Here is a 14,068-nt window from a genome sequence, read left to right on the forward strand (position 1 = left end):
GCCCGGGGAGCGGCCTGGGCGGGCCGGTACAGTGGCCCGGTCGTCTTCATGCCCGAAGCAGGGGAAAGCCGGTGCGACTCCGGCGCTGACCCGCAACCGTGAGCCACTCCTCGGAGCGGCGAGCCGGAACGCCCTGCCCCGGGACGTGAGCGCCGGCACCGTCGAGGAATACGGCGCCGGACGCGGGCCCCGCGGGGTGCCGGTGTCCCGTGCCCGCACGAGAGGCAACCATGATCAGCGTCCGCCGCGCCGCCGCCGCGCTCACCGCAGCGGCAGCCGTGCTCAGCACCGCCGCGACCGGCACGGCAGCCGCCGCCCCCTCGCCGAGCGCTTCCGCCGCCGCGCTCCCGCCCGGTCTGTACGGCAAGGCCGACCCCACCTACGACGGTGTCTGGCGCCAGTCGCTCGCCTTCCTCGCCCAGCGCGCCACCGGCTACCAGCCGGCCGACCAGGCGGTGGACTGGCTGCTCGGCCAGCAGTGCGCCGACGGCTCCTTCGCCTCCTACCGCGCCGACACCACCAAGCCCTGCGACGACAAGACGATGCGGGACTCCAACGCCACCGCCGTCGCGCTCCAGGCGCTCGGCGCGGTCCGCCGCGAGGCCGCCGACCCGACGAAGATCGACACCGCGGTCAAGTCCGGCTACGGCTGGCTGCGCGGCGTGCAGAACAAGGACGGCGGCTGGAGCTACACCCCCGGCGGCCCCAGCGACGCCAACTCGACCTCGATCGTCGTCAGCGCCCTCGCCGCCTCGGGCGTCAAGCCCGGCTCGTACACCTCGGCCCAGGGCCGCACCCCCTACGACGCGCTGCTCGCGCTGGCGCTGCCCTGCTCCGACGAGGAGGGCCCGGGCGCCTTCGCGTACCAGCCCGACAAGGCGGGCAAGCTGCTCGCCAACGCGGACGCGACCGCCGCCGCCACCCTCGCCGGGCTCGGCAAGGGCATCACGGCCGTGAAGGCCACCCCGCCGCAGGCCCCGACCTGCGTCGACCTCTCCGAGCCGACCGTCGAGCGGGCCGCCCTCAACGGCGCCTCCTACCTCGCCAAGGCGATCGGACAGACCGGTCACCTGACCACCCCGCCGCTGCCGGGCGCCACCGACGCCGAGGAGAAGCCGGACTTCGGCAACACCGCCGACGCGGTCGTCGCCCTCGCCGCCTCCGGCACCGCCCGGCTCGCCGAGCCCGCCCTCCAGTGGCTGGAGCAGAACGCCGGCCCGTGGGCGAAGCAGTCCGGCCCCGCCGCCTACGCGCAGCTGATCCTGGCCGCGCGCGCGATGGAGGCCGACCCGCGCGAGTTCGGCAAGGTCGACCTGGTGGAGGCGCTGAACGCGACCGGCCCGACGCCCAAGACCCCCGACACCTCCGCCGCCTCCACCGAGGACGAGGAGGACGACTCGTTCCTCGGCTTCGACGTCTGGTGGATCATCGGCATCGGCATGGTCGCCGGCGTCGGCATCGGCTTCCTCCTGAGCGGCCGCAAGAAGTGACCCTCCGGACGAAGGCTTCCGGCGCGCTGGCGTGCGGCGCCGCCGGGCTGCTGCTCGCCCTCGGCGCGGCGGCCCCCGCCCAGGCGGCGGGGTACCGCTACTGGTCGTACTGGGAGGCCGACGGCGGGAAGTGGAGCTACGCCAACCAGGGCCCGGCGACCGCCCGGCCCGCCGACGGCGACGCCGTCGGCTTCCGCTTCGCGCTGAGCGAGGACTCCGCCGACGCGACCAGGCCGACCGCCGCACCCGACTTCGCCACGGTCTGCGGCGGGGTGGAGCGGAGCGCCGGGACGAAGCGGATCGCGGTCGTCGTCGACTTCGGCACCCCGCAGGACGCGCCCGCCGGCGAGACCCCGCCGCAGGACGCGCCGACGACCGGCTGCGCCCGCGTCGCCGAGAACGCCACCGCCGCGGACGCCCTCGCGGCCGTCGCGAAGCCGCTCCGCTACGACAGCTCCGCGATGCTCTGCGGCATCGCGGGCTATCCGCGGCACGGCTGCGGCGAGGCGGTCGCCGACTCCTCGTCCGCCACCGGGGCCACCGCCGCCCCGAAGGCCGCCGAACCCTCCGACGGCGGCCCGTCGGCCGGCCTCCTCGTCGGCGGCGGGGCCGTCCTCGCCCTCGGCGCCGCGGCCGTCTGGAAGTCCCGCCGCCGCGCATGAGCCAGGCCCCGTCCGTCACCCCCGGCCTGCCGGGGCGCCTCCTCGCGCCCGTGGCGGACCGGGGCAACGCGCTGCACCCGGGCGCCTGGTGGCTGTGGGCCCTCGGGCTCGCCGTCGCCGCCTCCCGGACCACCAACCCGCTGCTGCTCGGGCTGATCGTCGGCGTCGCCGGCTACGTGGTCGCCGCGCGCCGTACCGACGCGCCCTGGGCCCGGTCGTACGGGGCCTTCGTCAAGCTCGGCCTGTTCGTCGTCGCCCTGCGGATCGCCTTCTCGGTGGTGCTGGGCTCCCCGATCCCCGGCGCCCACGAGCTGTTCGTCCTGCCCGAGCTGCCGCTGCCGGAATGGGCGCAGGGCATCAGGATCGGCGGCCGCGTCACCGCCGAGCAGGTGGTCTTCGCCCTGTACGACGGGCTGAAGCTGGCCGCGCTGCTGATCTGCGTCGGCGCGGCCAACGCGCTCGCCAACCCGGCGCGGCTGCTGAAGTCGCTGCCGGGGGCGCTGTACGAGGCCGGCGTCGCGGTCGTCGTGGCGATGACCTTCGCGCCGAACCTGGTCGCCGACGTCGTCCGGCTCCGCACCGCCCGGCGGCTGCGCGGCCGGCCCACCGGCGGGGTGCGGGCGGTCCTCCAGATCGGACTGCCCGTCCTGGAGGGCGCCCTGGAACGGTCGGTGGCCGTCGCCGCGTCGATGGACGCGCGCGGGTACGGGCGCACCGCCCAGGTCCCGCCGGCCGTCCGCCGCACCACGAACGTCCTCACCCTCGGCGGGCTGCTCGGCGTCTGCGCCGGCTCGTACGGGCTGCTCGCCGCCCAGGGCGCCGGATACGGGCTGCCGCTGCTCGCCGCAGGGCTCCTCGCGGCCGTCGCGGGCCTGCGGCTCGGCGGCCGGCGGAGCGTCCGCACCCGCTACCGGCCGGACCGCTTCGGCCCCCGCTCCTGGCTGGTCGCCGCGTCCGGCGTCGCCGTGGCCGTCCTCATGATCCGGGCCACCGCGTACGCGCCCGAGGCCCTGCACCCGGGGGTCGTACCGCTCACCGCGCCGGAGCTGCCGCTGTGGCCGGCCCTGTCGGTCCTGCCCGGCCTGCTGCCGGCCGTCATCGCCCCCGTACCGCCCGCTGCCGAAGGGTCGTCCGCGTGATCCGCTTCGAGCACGTCTCCGTGACGTACGAGGACGCCGCCGCCCCCACCCTCCGGGACGTCGACCTCACCGTCCCCGAGGGCGAGCTGGTCCTCCTCGTCGGCCCGTCCGGCGTCGGCAAGTCCACCCTGCTCGGCGCGGTCTCCGGGCTCGTCCCCCACTTCACCGGCGGGACGCTGCGGGGCCGGGTCACCGTGGACGGCCGGGACACCCGGACCCACCACCCGCGCGAGCTGGCCGACCTCGTCGGCACGGTCGGGCAGGACCCGCTCGCCCACTTCGTCACCGACACCGTCGAGGACGAGCTCGCCTACGGCATGGAGTCCCTGGGCCTCGCCCCGGCCGTGATGCGGCGGCGCGTCGAGGAGACCCTGGACCTGCTGGGCCTCGCCGACCTGCGCGACCGGCCCCTCGCGACCCTCTCCGGCGGCCAGCAGCAGCGGGTGGCGATCGGCTCCGTCCTGACCACCCACCCCAAGGTCCTCGTCCTCGACGAACCGACCTCCGCGCTCGACCCGTCGGCGGCGGAGGACGTCCTGGCGGTGCTCCAGCGGCTCGTCCACGACCTCGGCACGACCGTCCTCCTGGCGGAGCACCGCCTGGAGCGGGTCGTCCAGTACGCCGACCGCGTCCTGCTGCTGCCGGAAGCGGTCCTCGGCCCGCCCGCCGAGATCATGGCCGTCTCCCCGGTGCACCCCCCGGTGGTCGGCCTGGGCCGGGTGGCGGGCTGGGACCCGCTGCCCCTGACCGTGCGGGACGCGCGGAGGCGGTCGGGCGGGCTGAAGGCGCGGCTGGAAGGCGCCCCTTCCCCCGGCCGGGGCTCCGCCCCGGACCCCGGACGGGCTGCATCTCCAGCCCCGCCGGCTTGTGAGGCGCGGGAGTACGGGGGCGGAGCCCCCGGTCACGGGAAGGGGCGGGGTGAGGGAAGGCCCCTGCTCCCGTGGCGCCGCACCCGCACCGCCACCCCCGCCACCGGCCCCGCCCCCGCACCCGACCCCACCGCCCCCCTCCTCCACATCCACCGCCTCGCCGTCCGCCGCGGCCGCGTCGAGGCGCTCCGGCGCGTGGACCTGCGGGTCGTCCGGGGCGAGACCGTCGCGCTCATGGGACGCAACGGCGCCGGGAAGTCCACCCTGCTCTCCACCCTCGTGGGCATGATCGCGCCGACGACCGGCTCGGTGCGGGTCGCGGGGCTGACCCCGCACACCACCGCCCCCCGCACCCTCATCCGCCAGGTCGGCCTGGTCCCGCAGGAGCCGCGGGACCTCCTGTACGCGGAGACCGTCGCCGACGAGTGCGCCGCCGCCGACGCGGACGCGGGCGCGCCGCCCGGGACCTGCCGGGCGCTGGTGACGGAGCTCGTACCGGGCGTGACGGACACGACGCACCCCCGCGACCTGTCCGAGGGGCAGCGGCTGGCGCTCGCGCTGGCCGTCGTGCTGACGGCCGCGCCGCCACTGGTCCTCCTGGACGAGCCGACCCGCGGTCTGGACTACGCGGCGAAGGCCCGGCTGGTCGCCCGGCTGCGGGCCCTCGCCGCCGCCGGGCACGCGATCGTGCTGGCCACGCACGACGTGGAGCTCGCGGCGGAGCTGGCGGACCGGGTGGTGATCGTCGCGGGCGGCGAGCTGGTCGCGGACGGGCCGACGGCCGAGGTCGTCGTCTCCTCCCCGGCCTTCGCCCCGCAGGTCGCGAAGATCCTGGCGCCGGAGCCGTGGCTCACGGTCGAGCAGGTGGAGGAGGCCCTGCGCCCATGAACAGGCGAAGCCACCCCATCCGGCTCGGGCCCCGCTCGGTCGCCGCCCTCGTCCTCGTCTCCCTCGTCGGGCTGGCGGGCATCGGCTGGCCCCTCTTCGCGGACGCCGGCGCCGCCGTCACCGACCACGCCGCCGACGCGCCCTGGCTCTTCGCGCTGATCCTCCCCCTCCTCATCGCCGTCGTGGTGGCGACGATCGCGGACTGCGGGATGGACGCGAAGGCGGTGGCGATGCTGGGGGTGCTGGCCGCCGTGGGCGCGGCGCTGCGCCCGCTGGGCGCGGGCACGGCCGGCCTGGAGCCGATGTTCTTCCTGATGGTGCTGAGCGGCCGGGTCCTCGGGCCGGGCTTCGGCTTCGTGCTGGGGGCGGTGACGATGTTCGCGTCGGCGCTGCTCACGGGCGGCGTGGGGCCGTGGATGCCGACGCAGATGCTGGCGATGGGCTGGTTCGCGATGGGTGCGGGGCTGCTGCCGGCGGGGGTGCGGGGGCGGCGGGAGCTGCTGATGCTCTCGGCGTACGGCTTCCTGGCGGCGTTCGCGTACGGCACGGTCACCAACCTGTACGGCTGGGTGACGATCGGGCTCGCGCCGGGGCTGTCCTTCGTGCCGGGGGCCCCGGCGGGCGAGAACCTGGTGCGGTTCGCGGCGTACGTGCTGGCCACCTCGCTCGGCTGGGACCTGGGCCGGGCCGCGCTCACGGTGGTCCTGACGCTCACGGTCGGCGGGCCGCTGCTGCGGGCGCTGCGGAGGGCCACGCGGCGGGCGAACTTCGAGGCCCAGGTCACATTCGAGGGGCCCGCGGAGGGGCCTGCGGGTGAGGCGCCTCATAGGACCCACGTCACGTACGACCGGAAATAGTAGAACCGGACGAGTCGCGCAAAACGCCCATCGTTGGGCGTGACCTGCGAAAACGCCCACCGGTCGACCGGCCCGCGCACCCCGCCGAGTCCGAACCTCCCTCGTACAGGGGACCGTTGCGCCGCCCTCGGGGATTTGTTTCTGTAGTGGACGTCGCCAGGCAGCAGGTGCTCAGCGAAGCACCGCGGCAGGCCGGTTCCCCCAGTTCCCGGAATCCCCGGGCCCTGGTTCCGGCATGCCGAAAACGGTCGGAAACGGCCGTGACGCCCGGCGCGGACCCAGTCCCCGACGTTAGGTAGATGTTTTGTTCCGCTCCATCGCCACTCGTGCCGCCGCCCGCAAGAAGACCTTCGCCGCCACCGCCGCCGTCCTGGTCGGCGCCTCCGGTGCGGTGCTCGGCACGACGGGCACGGCCTCGGCCGCCAGCCCGCAGGAGCTCGCCCGCGACATCGTCCCCGCTTCGCAGTTCGCCGCCTTCAGCAAGATCGTCTCGCACGAGTCCGGCTGGAACTTCAAGGCCACCAACTCCTCCTCCGGCGCCTACGGCCTGGTCCAGGCCCTGCCCGGCTCGAAGATGGCCTCGGCCGGCGCCGACTGGAAGACCAACCCGGCCACCCAGATCAAGTGGGGCCTGAACTACATGAACGAGCGCTACGGCTCCCCGAACGCCGCCTGGGCGTTCTGGCAGGCCAACGGCTGGTACTAAGAGTCACCACGCCGCCCAGCGCCCCACCGCAAGGCCCCGCCCTCCACTCGGAGGGGCGGGGCCTGCGGCATGTCCGGGGCGCCGGGCGTTTCAAGGGGCCCCCGCCACCTCACGGCCGCTCGGTGCTCGCCGGGCTCGCGCCGCCCTTCGTCCCCGCCCCGGGCGCGTGCCCCAGCACAACGACCCAGGTGCCGTCCTCCCGGGCCATCGACACGTACGTACGGAAGGGGCTGCCGTCCCGGTCCGTACCGATGATCCGCGTGCTCGCCACGTCGTCGCCGAACTCGTGCGACACCTCGACGTCCGCGACCGCGATCCCCTTCCCCCCGTCCGCGGCGACCGCCGCCCGCGCGTCCGCCTCGACCCCCTCGTACCCGGGCGGCGCCAGCTCCGCGAGCGCGGCCGCGTCCCGGTCGTTCAGGGCCCGGACGTACGCCTCGGCGGTCTGCCGTTCCGTACGCCCCTCGGGATCCGGCCCCTGGGTGCACCCCGCCAGCAGCACACAGCCCACGACGGCCAGTGCCGCCGCGCCCCGTCTGGTCATGCGCCCCCCTCGTGACCGGTCCTCCCGAGGGACGCGCCGGCCCCCCTCCCGGGTTCCAGCGCAGGGCGCGGGGCCCCGCCCCTCCCACTCCGGAGGGACGCGGCCCCGCGCTTTCCGGGCACCCCTGCCAGGTCTAGAGGCGCTGGATGATCGTCCCGGTGGCGAGCGCGCCACCCGCACACATCGTGACCAGCGCGAACTCCTTGTCGGACCGCTCCAGCTCGTGCAGCGCCGTGGCGATCAGCCGGGCCCCGGTCGCGCCGACCGGATGACCGAGGGCGATGGCGCCACCGTTGACGTTGACCTTCTCCAGGCCGTCGAGGTCCTTGTCGAACTCCTGCGCCCAGCTCAGCACCACCGAGGCGAACGCCTCGTTGATCTCCACCACGTCGATGTCCCGCAGCGACATGCCGGCCTTGCCGAGCACCGCGCGGGTCGCGTCGACGGGTCCGTCGAGGTGGTAGTGCGGGTCCGCGCCGACCAGCGCCTGGGCGACGATCCGGGCCCGGGGGCGCAGCTTCAGCGCGCGGGCCATCCGCTTGGAGGCCCACATCACGGCGGAGGCGCCGTCGGAGATCTGGGAGGAGTTCCCCGCGGTGTGCACGGCGGTGGGCATGACCGGCTTGAGCCGGGCGAGCCCCTCCATGCTGGTGTCGCGCAGCCCCTCGTCGCGGTCGACCAGCCGCCACATGCCCTGCCCGGCGTGCTGCTCCTCCTCGGTGGTCGGGACCTGGACGGCGAAGGTCTCGCGCTTGAACCGCTCCTCGGCCCAGGCGACGGCCGCCCGCTCCTGGGAGAGGACGCCGAGGGAGTCGACCCGCTCGCGGGTCAGGCCGCGGCGGCGGGCGATCCGCTCGGCGGCCTCGAACTGGTTGGGCAGGTCGACGTTCCACTCGTCGGGGAAGGGCTTGCCGGGGCCGTGCTTGGAGCCGGAGCCGAGCGGGACCCGGGACATGGCCTCGACGCCGCAGGAGATGCCGACGTCGATGACGCCGGCCGCGATCATGTTCGCGACCATGTGGCTCGCCTGCTGGGAGGAGCCGCACTGGGCGTCGACCGTGGTGGCGGCGGTCTCGTAGGGCAGGCCCATGGTGAGCCAGGCGGTGCGCGCGGGGTTCATGGACTGCTCGCCGGCGTGGGTGACGGTGCCGCCGACGATCTGCTCGACGCAGTCGGCGGGGATGCCGGTGCGGCCGAGGAGTTCGCGGTAGGTCTCGCCCAGGAGGTAGGCGGGGTGGAGGTTGGCGAGCGCGCCTCCGCGCTTGCCGATGGGGGTGCGTACGGCTTCGACGATGACGGGTTCCGCGGCCATGAGCTGGTCCTCTCCTCGACCGGGCGGGGTGTCCCGGCACCCGCCGGTCGGCGTCATGGGAGAACTAGTACGCGTTCTAGTTCCGGATGAAGTCTGATGACTGCTACCGCCGGTACGCAAGGGCCCGGAAGGCAGGAGTTCGGTGAAGGCCCGGGCCCGCGGGCGCGGTCGAGGGCTCGCCGGGGCGGCACCGGAGGCGGCTGGGGGCGGCTCCGGAGGCGGCTGGGGGCGGCCGGGGGCGGCTCCGGAGGCGGCTGGGGGCGGCCGGGGGCGACTCTGGAGGCGGCGGGGAGCGGCCGGGGGCGACTCTGGAGGCGGCGGGGAGCGGTTCCGGAGCCGGCTGGGGGCGTATTCCGCCCGCGCCCCTTGCGACTTGTAGAACTCGTTACTAACTTTCCCGGCAACTTCTGATGGAGCATCAGATATTGGAGCGTGTTGCCGATGACCTGCCCCCACCTCCCCGAAGGATTCGACGCCACCGACCCCGATCTGCTGCGCAGCCGGGTCCCGCTCCCCGAGTTCGCGGAGCTGCGGCGGACCGCCCCGGTCTGGTGGTGCCCCCAGCCGCGCGGCATCACCGGCTTCGACGACGAGGGCTACTGGGCCGTCACCCGCCACGCCGACGTCAAGTACGTCTCCACCCACCCCGAGTTGTTCTCCTCGAACGAGAACACCGCCGTGATCCGCTTCAACGAGCACATCGGACGCGAACAGATCGACGTCCAGAAGCTGATCATGCTCAACATGGACCCTCCCGAGCACACCCGGGTCCGCCAGATCATCCAGCGCGGCTTCACCCCGCGCGCCATCCGCGGCCTGGAGACCGCCCTGCGCGACCGCGCCCGCGCGATCGCCGAGGAGGCCCGGGCCGCCGCGGCCGAAGACCCTGACAGCACCTTCGACTTCGTCACCCGCGTCGCCGTCGAACTGCCCCTCCAGGCCATCGCCGAACTCATCGGCGTCCCCCAGGAGGACCGCGCCCGCATCTTCGACTGGTCCAACAAGATGGTGGCGTACGACGATCCCGAGTACGCCATCACCGAGGAGGTCGGCGTCGAGGCCGCCATGGAGATCATCGGCTACGCGATGAACATGGCCGCCGCGCGCAAGGAGTGCCCCGCCCAGGACATCGTGTCGCAGCTCGTCGCCGCCGAGGGCCAGGGCAACCTCTCCTCCGACGAGTTCGGCTTCTTCGTCCTGCTGCTCGCCGTCGCCGGCAACGAGACCACCCGCAACGCGATCAGCCACGGCATGCACGCCTTCCTCACCCACCCCGACCAGTGGGAGCTCTACAAGCGGGAGCGCCCGGCCGGCACGGCCGAGGAGATCGTCCGCTGGGCCACCCCCGTCGTCTCCTTCCAGCGCACCGCCACCCAGGACACCGAACTCGGCGGCCAGAAGATCAAACGGGGCGACCGGGTCGGCCTCTTCTACTCCTCCGCCAACCGCGACCCCGAGGTCTTCGAGAACCCGGACGCCTTCGACATCACCCGCGACCCCAACCCGCACCTCGGCTTCGGCGGCGGCGGACCCCACTTCTGCCTCGGCAAGGCCCTCGCGGTGAAGGAGATCGAGCTGATCTTCGACGCGCTCGCCGACGTCCTGCCCGACCTCGCCCTCGTCGGCGAACCGCGCCGGCTGCGGGCCGCCTGGCTCAACGGCGTCAAGGAACTCCGGGTCCGCGCCACCGGCTGACCACCGGAACCGGAGCCCTCCCCCGCACGTCCGATCGGGCATGCGGGGGACACACACCACCATGGCCAGGATCCTGACCACGCTCGTCGCGCTGCTCGCGCTCCAGATCGGCTCGCTCGTCGCGCCCGCCTGGGCCTGCGGCTGCGGCGCCATGATCACGCACAAGTCCGAGCGCATCGGCGTCGACCGGGAGGAGTCCGCCGTCCGCTGGGACGGACGGACCGAGACCGTCGTCATGCGCTTCCGGGTCCACGGCGACGCCCGGCAGGCCGCCTGGATCATGCCCGTGCCCCACCGCGCGGACGTCACCCTCGGCGACCCGGAGCTCTTCGACCGGCTCGAGGACCTCGCCGCCCCCGAACGGCGCGAACGCTTCTACTTCTGGCCGCGCGGCGACGACTGGCCCTTCGACGGCGGCTACGGCGACGGGGCCGTGGCCGGAGCGGCCCCCGGCGGCTCCGTCGGCGTCGTCGGCCGCGAACGGCTCGGCCCCTTCGACGTCGCCCGGCTGACCGCCACCGACCCCGACGCCCTCGGCACCTGGCTGCGCGCCAACGGCTTCGAGCTGCCCGACCGCCTGACCCCCGAACTCCGGCCGTACGTCGACCGAAAGTGGGAGTACGTCGCCATCCGCCTCGCCCCCGAGAAGCAGGGCGAACGCCTCTACGGCGAACTGACCCCGCTGCGCATCACCTTCGCCTCCACCGAACTCGTCTACCCCATGCGGCTCTCCCGGCTCGCCGGCTCCTCGCAGACCCTCGGCCTGTCCATCCTCGCCGACCACCGCATGGAACCCCGCGACACGATCGGCGGCGAACGCCCCGAGGTCACCTTCTCCGGCCGGATCGACCACCCCGCCGGCCCCGTCGCCGCGCTCACCGGCGGCGCCCCCGCCCATCTCACCGTCCTGGAACAGCGCTTCCCCGACCCGTCCCGGATCGACGACGACCACGTCCTGCGCGCCGTCGCCGACACCCCGTACCGCCAGGTGATCTACCGGGACCGCCTGCTCACCCTCGGCGAGGTCCCCGTCTGGCTGCTGACCGTGGTCCTGGGCGCCACGGCCCTCGCCGCGACGGCCCTGTTCACCGTACGGGCCAGGCGCCGCCGCGTACCGTCGACGGCATGACGAACCCTCAGTGGACCGACGTCGACGCCTACGTCACCGACCTGCTCGTCCCCGCCGACGAGGCGCTCACCGCCGCCCTCGCCGCCTCCCGGGCCGCGGGCCTCCCCGACATCGCCGTCTCCCCCAACCAGGGCAAGCTCCTCCACCTCCTCGCCCGGATCCAGGGGGCCCGGCGCATCCTGGAGATCGGCACCCTCGGCGGGTACAGCACCATCTGGCTGGCCCGCGCCCTGCCCGACGACGGCCGCCTGATCACCCTGGAGTACGAGCCCCGGCACGCCGAGGTGGCCCGCGGCAACCTCGCCCGGGCCGGCCTCGCCGACCGCGTCGAGGTCCGCACCGGCCCGGCCCTGGACACCCTCCCGCTGCTCGCGAAGGAGGGCGCCGGCCCCTTCGACCTGGTCTTCGTCGACGCCGACAAGGCCAACAACCGGCATTACGCCGAGTGGGCCCTGAAGCTCTCGCGCCCGGGCACGCTGATCGTCGTCGACAACGTGGTCCGCGACGGCAGGGTCGCCACGGAACACCCCGACGACCCGGCGATCACCGGCACGCGCGCGATGTTCGACCTCGTCGCGAACGAACCCCGCCTGGACGCGACCGCCCTCCAGACCGTCGGCACCAAGGGCTACGACGGACTGCTCCTGGCCCGCGTCGTCGATGCCGACGTCGACGTCGACTGGACCGCCGCCGTCAGGGGGAGACCCCGGACCGCCAGCCGGTGAAGAGCGGCAGCTCGCCGGAGGCGTCGAGGACGACGATCCCGAAGGGCCGGTCGAAGGCGATCCGCTCCACCGCCTCGGGGCGGGGCGAGGCGGCGCCCCGGGGCATCGCCAGCTGGGTGACGGCGGCCGCCTCGACCCCCTCCTCGGCGACCTCGACCAGCGCCGACTGCCCGACCCTGGAGAGGTACAGGCCGTCCGCGGAGAGCCCCGAGAAGTCGGCGCCGGGGCCCAGCGCCCGGCTGACGCCGAGCGCCGCCAGGTGTCCCGTCACGTCGGCCCCCGTCGTACGGAGCGTGAACCGCGGCAGGGACAGGTCGGCCGCCCCTGCCCCGAGCGCCCGGCGCTCCCCGGGCCCCGCCCAGCCGGCGGCCAGCACCCCGGCGGGCCCGGCGGCTCCGGGGCCATGGGCGGCTCCGGGACCTCCGGAACCTCCAGGGCCTCCGGGCACTTCGGGGCCGAGGACGAACCGCACCCGGAGCCCCTCCCGGCAGGGCAGCTCGACGACGGTGACCCCGTCCACGTACCAGACCCACCGGGCCGGGATCCGGCTCCGCATGGTCGGTACGGGCCGGGTCGCACCGCGCGCGTCGGTGAACGGCTCGTCGCGGGTCAGACGGCCCGGGAAGGCGGACAGCCAGGAGGCCTTCAGGGCGAGCGCGTTGAGCAGGACCAGGTCCTCGGAGCCGTCGAGGTCGAGCGGCAGCCGCGTGATCCGCCCGCCGGTGGCCTCCCGCACCCAGGCGTCGAACACGGGCCGCGCGTCCACGGGCACCTCCCCGAGCGAGACGTCGTCCGTGGCCCCGAAGGCCTCGTCCGGCAGCTCGTACCAGTCCGCCCGGGGGAACACCTCGAACCGCACGTCCGGCAGCCTGCTGCGGAAGACGTCCCCCACCCGCACCCTGCTCCACACCCCGGTCGCCACCGCGAGCCCGTCCCCGCCCGCGAGCCGCCGCCCGAGCGAGGTCACGGCCTCCGCCGCCGCCTTCCCCCCGACCCCGAGCAGCCCCCGCAGCTCCTCCCCGGTCCGCCCCCGCGCCCCGGAGGCCACGGCCCCGAGCGCCAGCCACAGCCCGACGGGCGACACGACGAAGTCCCCGCCCCCGAGCCGGGGCAACCACCGGGCGGCCAGCTCCCGCACCGCCTCCGCTTCGGGGACTCCGGAGTCGTGGGTCATATCCTGCCTCCCATGAGCATCGTGAAGATCAACGTCCTGACCGTGCCGGCCGAGCAGCGGGAGGTGCTGGAGCAGCGGTTCGCCTCGCGGGCCGGCTCCGTGGAGGGCTCCGACGGGTTCGAGTGGTTCGAGCTGCTGCGGCCGCTGGAGGGCACCGACCAGTACCTGGTGTACACCCGGTGGCGCAGCGAGGAGGACTTCCAGAAGTGGATGAGCGGTTCCATGAAGGCCGCCCACCAGGGCACCGCGGCCGGTGAGGGCGGCGAGCGGCCGAAGCCCGCGGCGTCCGGTTCCACGCTGTGGTCGTTCGAGGTCGTGCAGCAGGCGGCGCCGAAGTAGGCCGCCGGGCCGACGGAAATCCGGCGGCGCACCCGGGTGTGCGGGCCGCACAATGGCCCGCATGACCTGGATCTTCTCTCCCGAGCGCGTCGACACCCCGGACGCCACCGCACTGCGCCGCGACTACTTCGGCGATGTCGCGGGCCGCTACTACGGACGCGTGCTGAGCGAGGACGAGTACGACGACGAGATGATCGCCGAGGGTCTTGAGCTGCTCGCACCGCCCGCCGGGGAGTTCCTGGTCGGGCGGTACGACGGGGAGGCCGCCGCGTGCGGCGGCCTCGTGCTGCTCGACGCCGAACGGGCCGAGCTGACCCGGGTGTTCGTCCGCCACGCCTTCCGCGGCCGCGGCGGCGCCGACCTCCTCGTGGACGGCCTGGAGCAGGCCGCCCGCGCGCTCGGCGCCCGCCGGACCGTGCTCAACACCCGGCTCGACCTGGTCGAGGCGCGGGCGCTGTACGCGCGGCACGGGTACCGGGAGATCCCGGCGTACTGCTCGGGGCCGTACATGGAGGTCTGGTACGGCAAGGAGCTCTGAT

General features: G+C 74.8%; 14 protein-coding genes. 11 read left to right on the top strand and 3 right to left on the bottom strand.

Annotation, left to right across the window (positions count from 1 at the left end; all coding sequences use genetic code 11):
• Positions 1 to 230: 230 nt before the first annotated feature.
• The 6 genes from ABFY03_RS11930 to ABFY03_RS11955 all read left to right on the top strand — a co-directional run bounded on the left by ABFY03_RS11930 (position 231) and on the right by ABFY03_RS11955 (position 6,611).
• Entirely contained in the window at positions 231 to 1,490 is a 1,260-nt protein-coding gene (locus ABFY03_RS11930; protein ID WP_319013708.1) for an SCO2321 family membrane protein, read from the top strand.
• Positions 1,487 to 2,152: an SCO2322 family protein gene (locus tag ABFY03_RS11935; protein ID WP_346169871.1), complete on the top strand. Its 666-nt coding sequence runs from the start codon at positions 1,487 to 1,489 to the stop codon at positions 2,150 to 2,152. Before ABFY03_RS11930 ends, ABFY03_RS11935 begins: the two co-directional genes overlap by 4 nt.
• Positions 2,149 to 3,291 (top strand): energy-coupling factor transporter transmembrane component T, encoded by a 1,143-nt coding sequence (locus tag ABFY03_RS11940; protein WP_319013710.1) that lies wholly within the window; start codon positions 2,149 to 2,151, stop codon positions 3,289 to 3,291. Before ABFY03_RS11935 ends, ABFY03_RS11940 begins: the two co-directional genes overlap by 4 nt.
• Entirely contained in the window at positions 3,288 to 5,048 is a 1,761-nt protein-coding gene (locus ABFY03_RS11945; protein WP_346169872.1) for an ABC transporter ATP-binding protein, read from the top strand. The genes ABFY03_RS11940 and ABFY03_RS11945 overlap by 4 nt, the downstream gene beginning before the upstream one ends.
• Positions 5,045 to 5,905, top strand: a complete 861-nt coding sequence (locus ABFY03_RS11950) for an ECF transporter S component (RefSeq protein WP_319013712.1) — start codon at positions 5,045 to 5,047, stop codon at positions 5,903 to 5,905. The genes ABFY03_RS11945 and ABFY03_RS11950 overlap by 4 nt, the downstream gene beginning before the upstream one ends.
• Before the next feature lie 304 nt (positions 5,906 to 6,209).
• Positions 6,210 to 6,611 (top strand): aggregation-promoting factor C-terminal-like domain-containing protein, encoded by a 402-nt coding sequence (locus ABFY03_RS11955; protein ID WP_319013713.1) that lies wholly within the window; start codon positions 6,210 to 6,212, stop codon positions 6,609 to 6,611.
• A 109-nt stretch (positions 6,612 to 6,720) separates the two neighbouring features.
• On the opposite strand, the gene ABFY03_RS11960 is transcribed toward ABFY03_RS11955, so the two are convergent.
• Positions 6,721 to 7,155: a hypothetical protein gene (locus ABFY03_RS11960; RefSeq protein ID WP_319013714.1), complete on the bottom strand. Its 435-nt coding sequence runs from the start codon at positions 7,153 to 7,155 to the stop codon at positions 6,721 to 6,723.
• Between the two features lie 133 nt (positions 7,156 to 7,288).
• Entirely contained in the window at positions 7,289 to 8,467 is a 1,179-nt protein-coding gene (locus tag ABFY03_RS11965; protein ID WP_319013715.1) for a steroid 3-ketoacyl-CoA thiolase, read from the bottom strand.
• Between the two features lie 441 nt (positions 8,468 to 8,908).
• Here ABFY03_RS11965 and ABFY03_RS11970 point away from each other — a divergent pair, with 441 nt between their 5' ends.
• The 3 genes from ABFY03_RS11970 (at position 8,909) to ABFY03_RS11980 (ending at position 12,016) form a co-directional block, all read left to right on the top strand.
• Positions 8,909 to 10,162, top strand: coding sequence for a cytochrome P450 (locus ABFY03_RS11970; RefSeq protein WP_319013716.1), 1,254 nt, complete (start codon positions 8,909 to 8,911; stop codon positions 10,160 to 10,162).
• Positions 10,163 to 10,223: 61 nt separating this feature from the next.
• Positions 10,224 to 11,291 carry a DUF2330 domain-containing protein gene (locus ABFY03_RS11975; RefSeq protein WP_346169873.1) on the top strand — a complete coding sequence of 356 codons (1,068 nt, stop codon included), beginning with the start codon at positions 10,224 to 10,226 and terminating at the stop codon, positions 11,289 to 11,291.
• Complete coding sequence (locus tag ABFY03_RS11980; protein ID WP_346169874.1) at positions 11,288 to 12,016, top strand: O-methyltransferase; 729 nt, start codon at positions 11,288 to 11,290, stop codon at positions 12,014 to 12,016. The genes ABFY03_RS11975 and ABFY03_RS11980 overlap by 4 nt, the downstream gene beginning before the upstream one ends.
• Here the strand turns inward: ABFY03_RS11980 and ABFY03_RS11985 are convergent.
• Complete coding sequence (locus ABFY03_RS11985) at positions 11,985 to 13,190, bottom strand: serpin family protein (RefSeq protein ID WP_346169875.1); 1,206 nt, start codon at positions 13,188 to 13,190, stop codon at positions 11,985 to 11,987. The genes ABFY03_RS11980 and ABFY03_RS11985 overlap by 32 nt on opposite strands.
• Positions 13,191 to 13,202: 12 nt before the next feature.
• Here ABFY03_RS11985 and ABFY03_RS11990 point away from each other — a divergent pair, with 12 nt between their 5' ends.
• Together ABFY03_RS11990 and ABFY03_RS11995 are read left to right on the top strand one after the other, a co-directional pair.
• A complete protein-coding gene (locus tag ABFY03_RS11990) occupies positions 13,203 to 13,529 on the top strand; it encodes an antibiotic biosynthesis monooxygenase family protein (RefSeq protein WP_319013742.1) in 327 nt (108 codons plus the stop codon).
• Positions 13,530 to 13,581: 52 nt separating this feature from the next.
• Positions 13,582 to 14,067, top strand: a complete 486-nt coding sequence (locus ABFY03_RS11995; protein ID WP_386723564.1) for a GNAT family N-acetyltransferase — start codon at positions 13,582 to 13,584, stop codon at positions 14,065 to 14,067.
• Position 14,068: the final 1 nt, after the last annotated feature.

The organism is Streptomyces roseofulvus (assembly GCF_039534915.1).
GTDB classification, from domain to species: Bacteria; Actinomycetota; Actinomycetes; order Streptomycetales; family Streptomycetaceae; genus Streptomyces; species Streptomyces roseofulvus.

Excerpts from the sequence above, each read along its gene's own strand:
- ABFY03_RS11930 (WP_319013708.1), top strand. The coding sequence starts at position 231 with ATGATCAGCGTCCGCCGCGCCGCCGCCGCGCTCACCGCAGCGGCAGCC.
- ABFY03_RS11940 (WP_319013710.1), top strand. The coding sequence starts at position 2,149 with ATGAGCCAGGCCCCGTCCGTCACCCCCGGCCTGCCGGGGCGCCTCCTC.
- ABFY03_RS11950 (WP_319013712.1), top strand. The coding sequence starts at position 5,045 with ATGAACAGGCGAAGCCACCCCATCCGGCTCGGGCCCCGCTCGGTCGCC.
- ABFY03_RS11960 (WP_319013714.1), bottom strand. The coding sequence starts at position 7,155 with ATGACCAGACGGGGCGCGGCGGCACTGGCCGTCGTGGGCTGTGTGCTG.
- ABFY03_RS11965 (WP_319013715.1), bottom strand. The coding sequence starts at position 8,467 with ATGGCCGCGGAACCCGTCATCGTCGAAGCCGTACGCACCCCCATCGGC.
- ABFY03_RS11970 (WP_319013716.1), top strand. The coding sequence starts at position 8,909 with ATGACCTGCCCCCACCTCCCCGAAGGATTCGACGCCACCGACCCCGAT.
- ABFY03_RS11975 (WP_346169873.1), top strand. The coding sequence starts at position 10,224 with ATGGCCAGGATCCTGACCACGCTCGTCGCGCTGCTCGCGCTCCAGATC.
- ABFY03_RS11980 (WP_346169874.1), top strand. The coding sequence starts at position 11,288 with ATGACGAACCCTCAGTGGACCGACGTCGACGCCTACGTCACCGACCTG.
- ABFY03_RS11985 (WP_346169875.1), bottom strand. The coding sequence starts at position 13,190 with ATGACCCACGACTCCGGAGTCCCCGAAGCGGAGGCGGTGCGGGAGCTG.
- ABFY03_RS11990 (WP_319013742.1), top strand. The coding sequence starts at position 13,203 with ATGAGCATCGTGAAGATCAACGTCCTGACCGTGCCGGCCGAGCAGCGG.
- ABFY03_RS11995 (WP_386723564.1), top strand. The coding sequence starts at position 13,582 with ATGGCCCGCATGACCTGGATCTTCTCTCCCGAGCGCGTCGACACCCCG.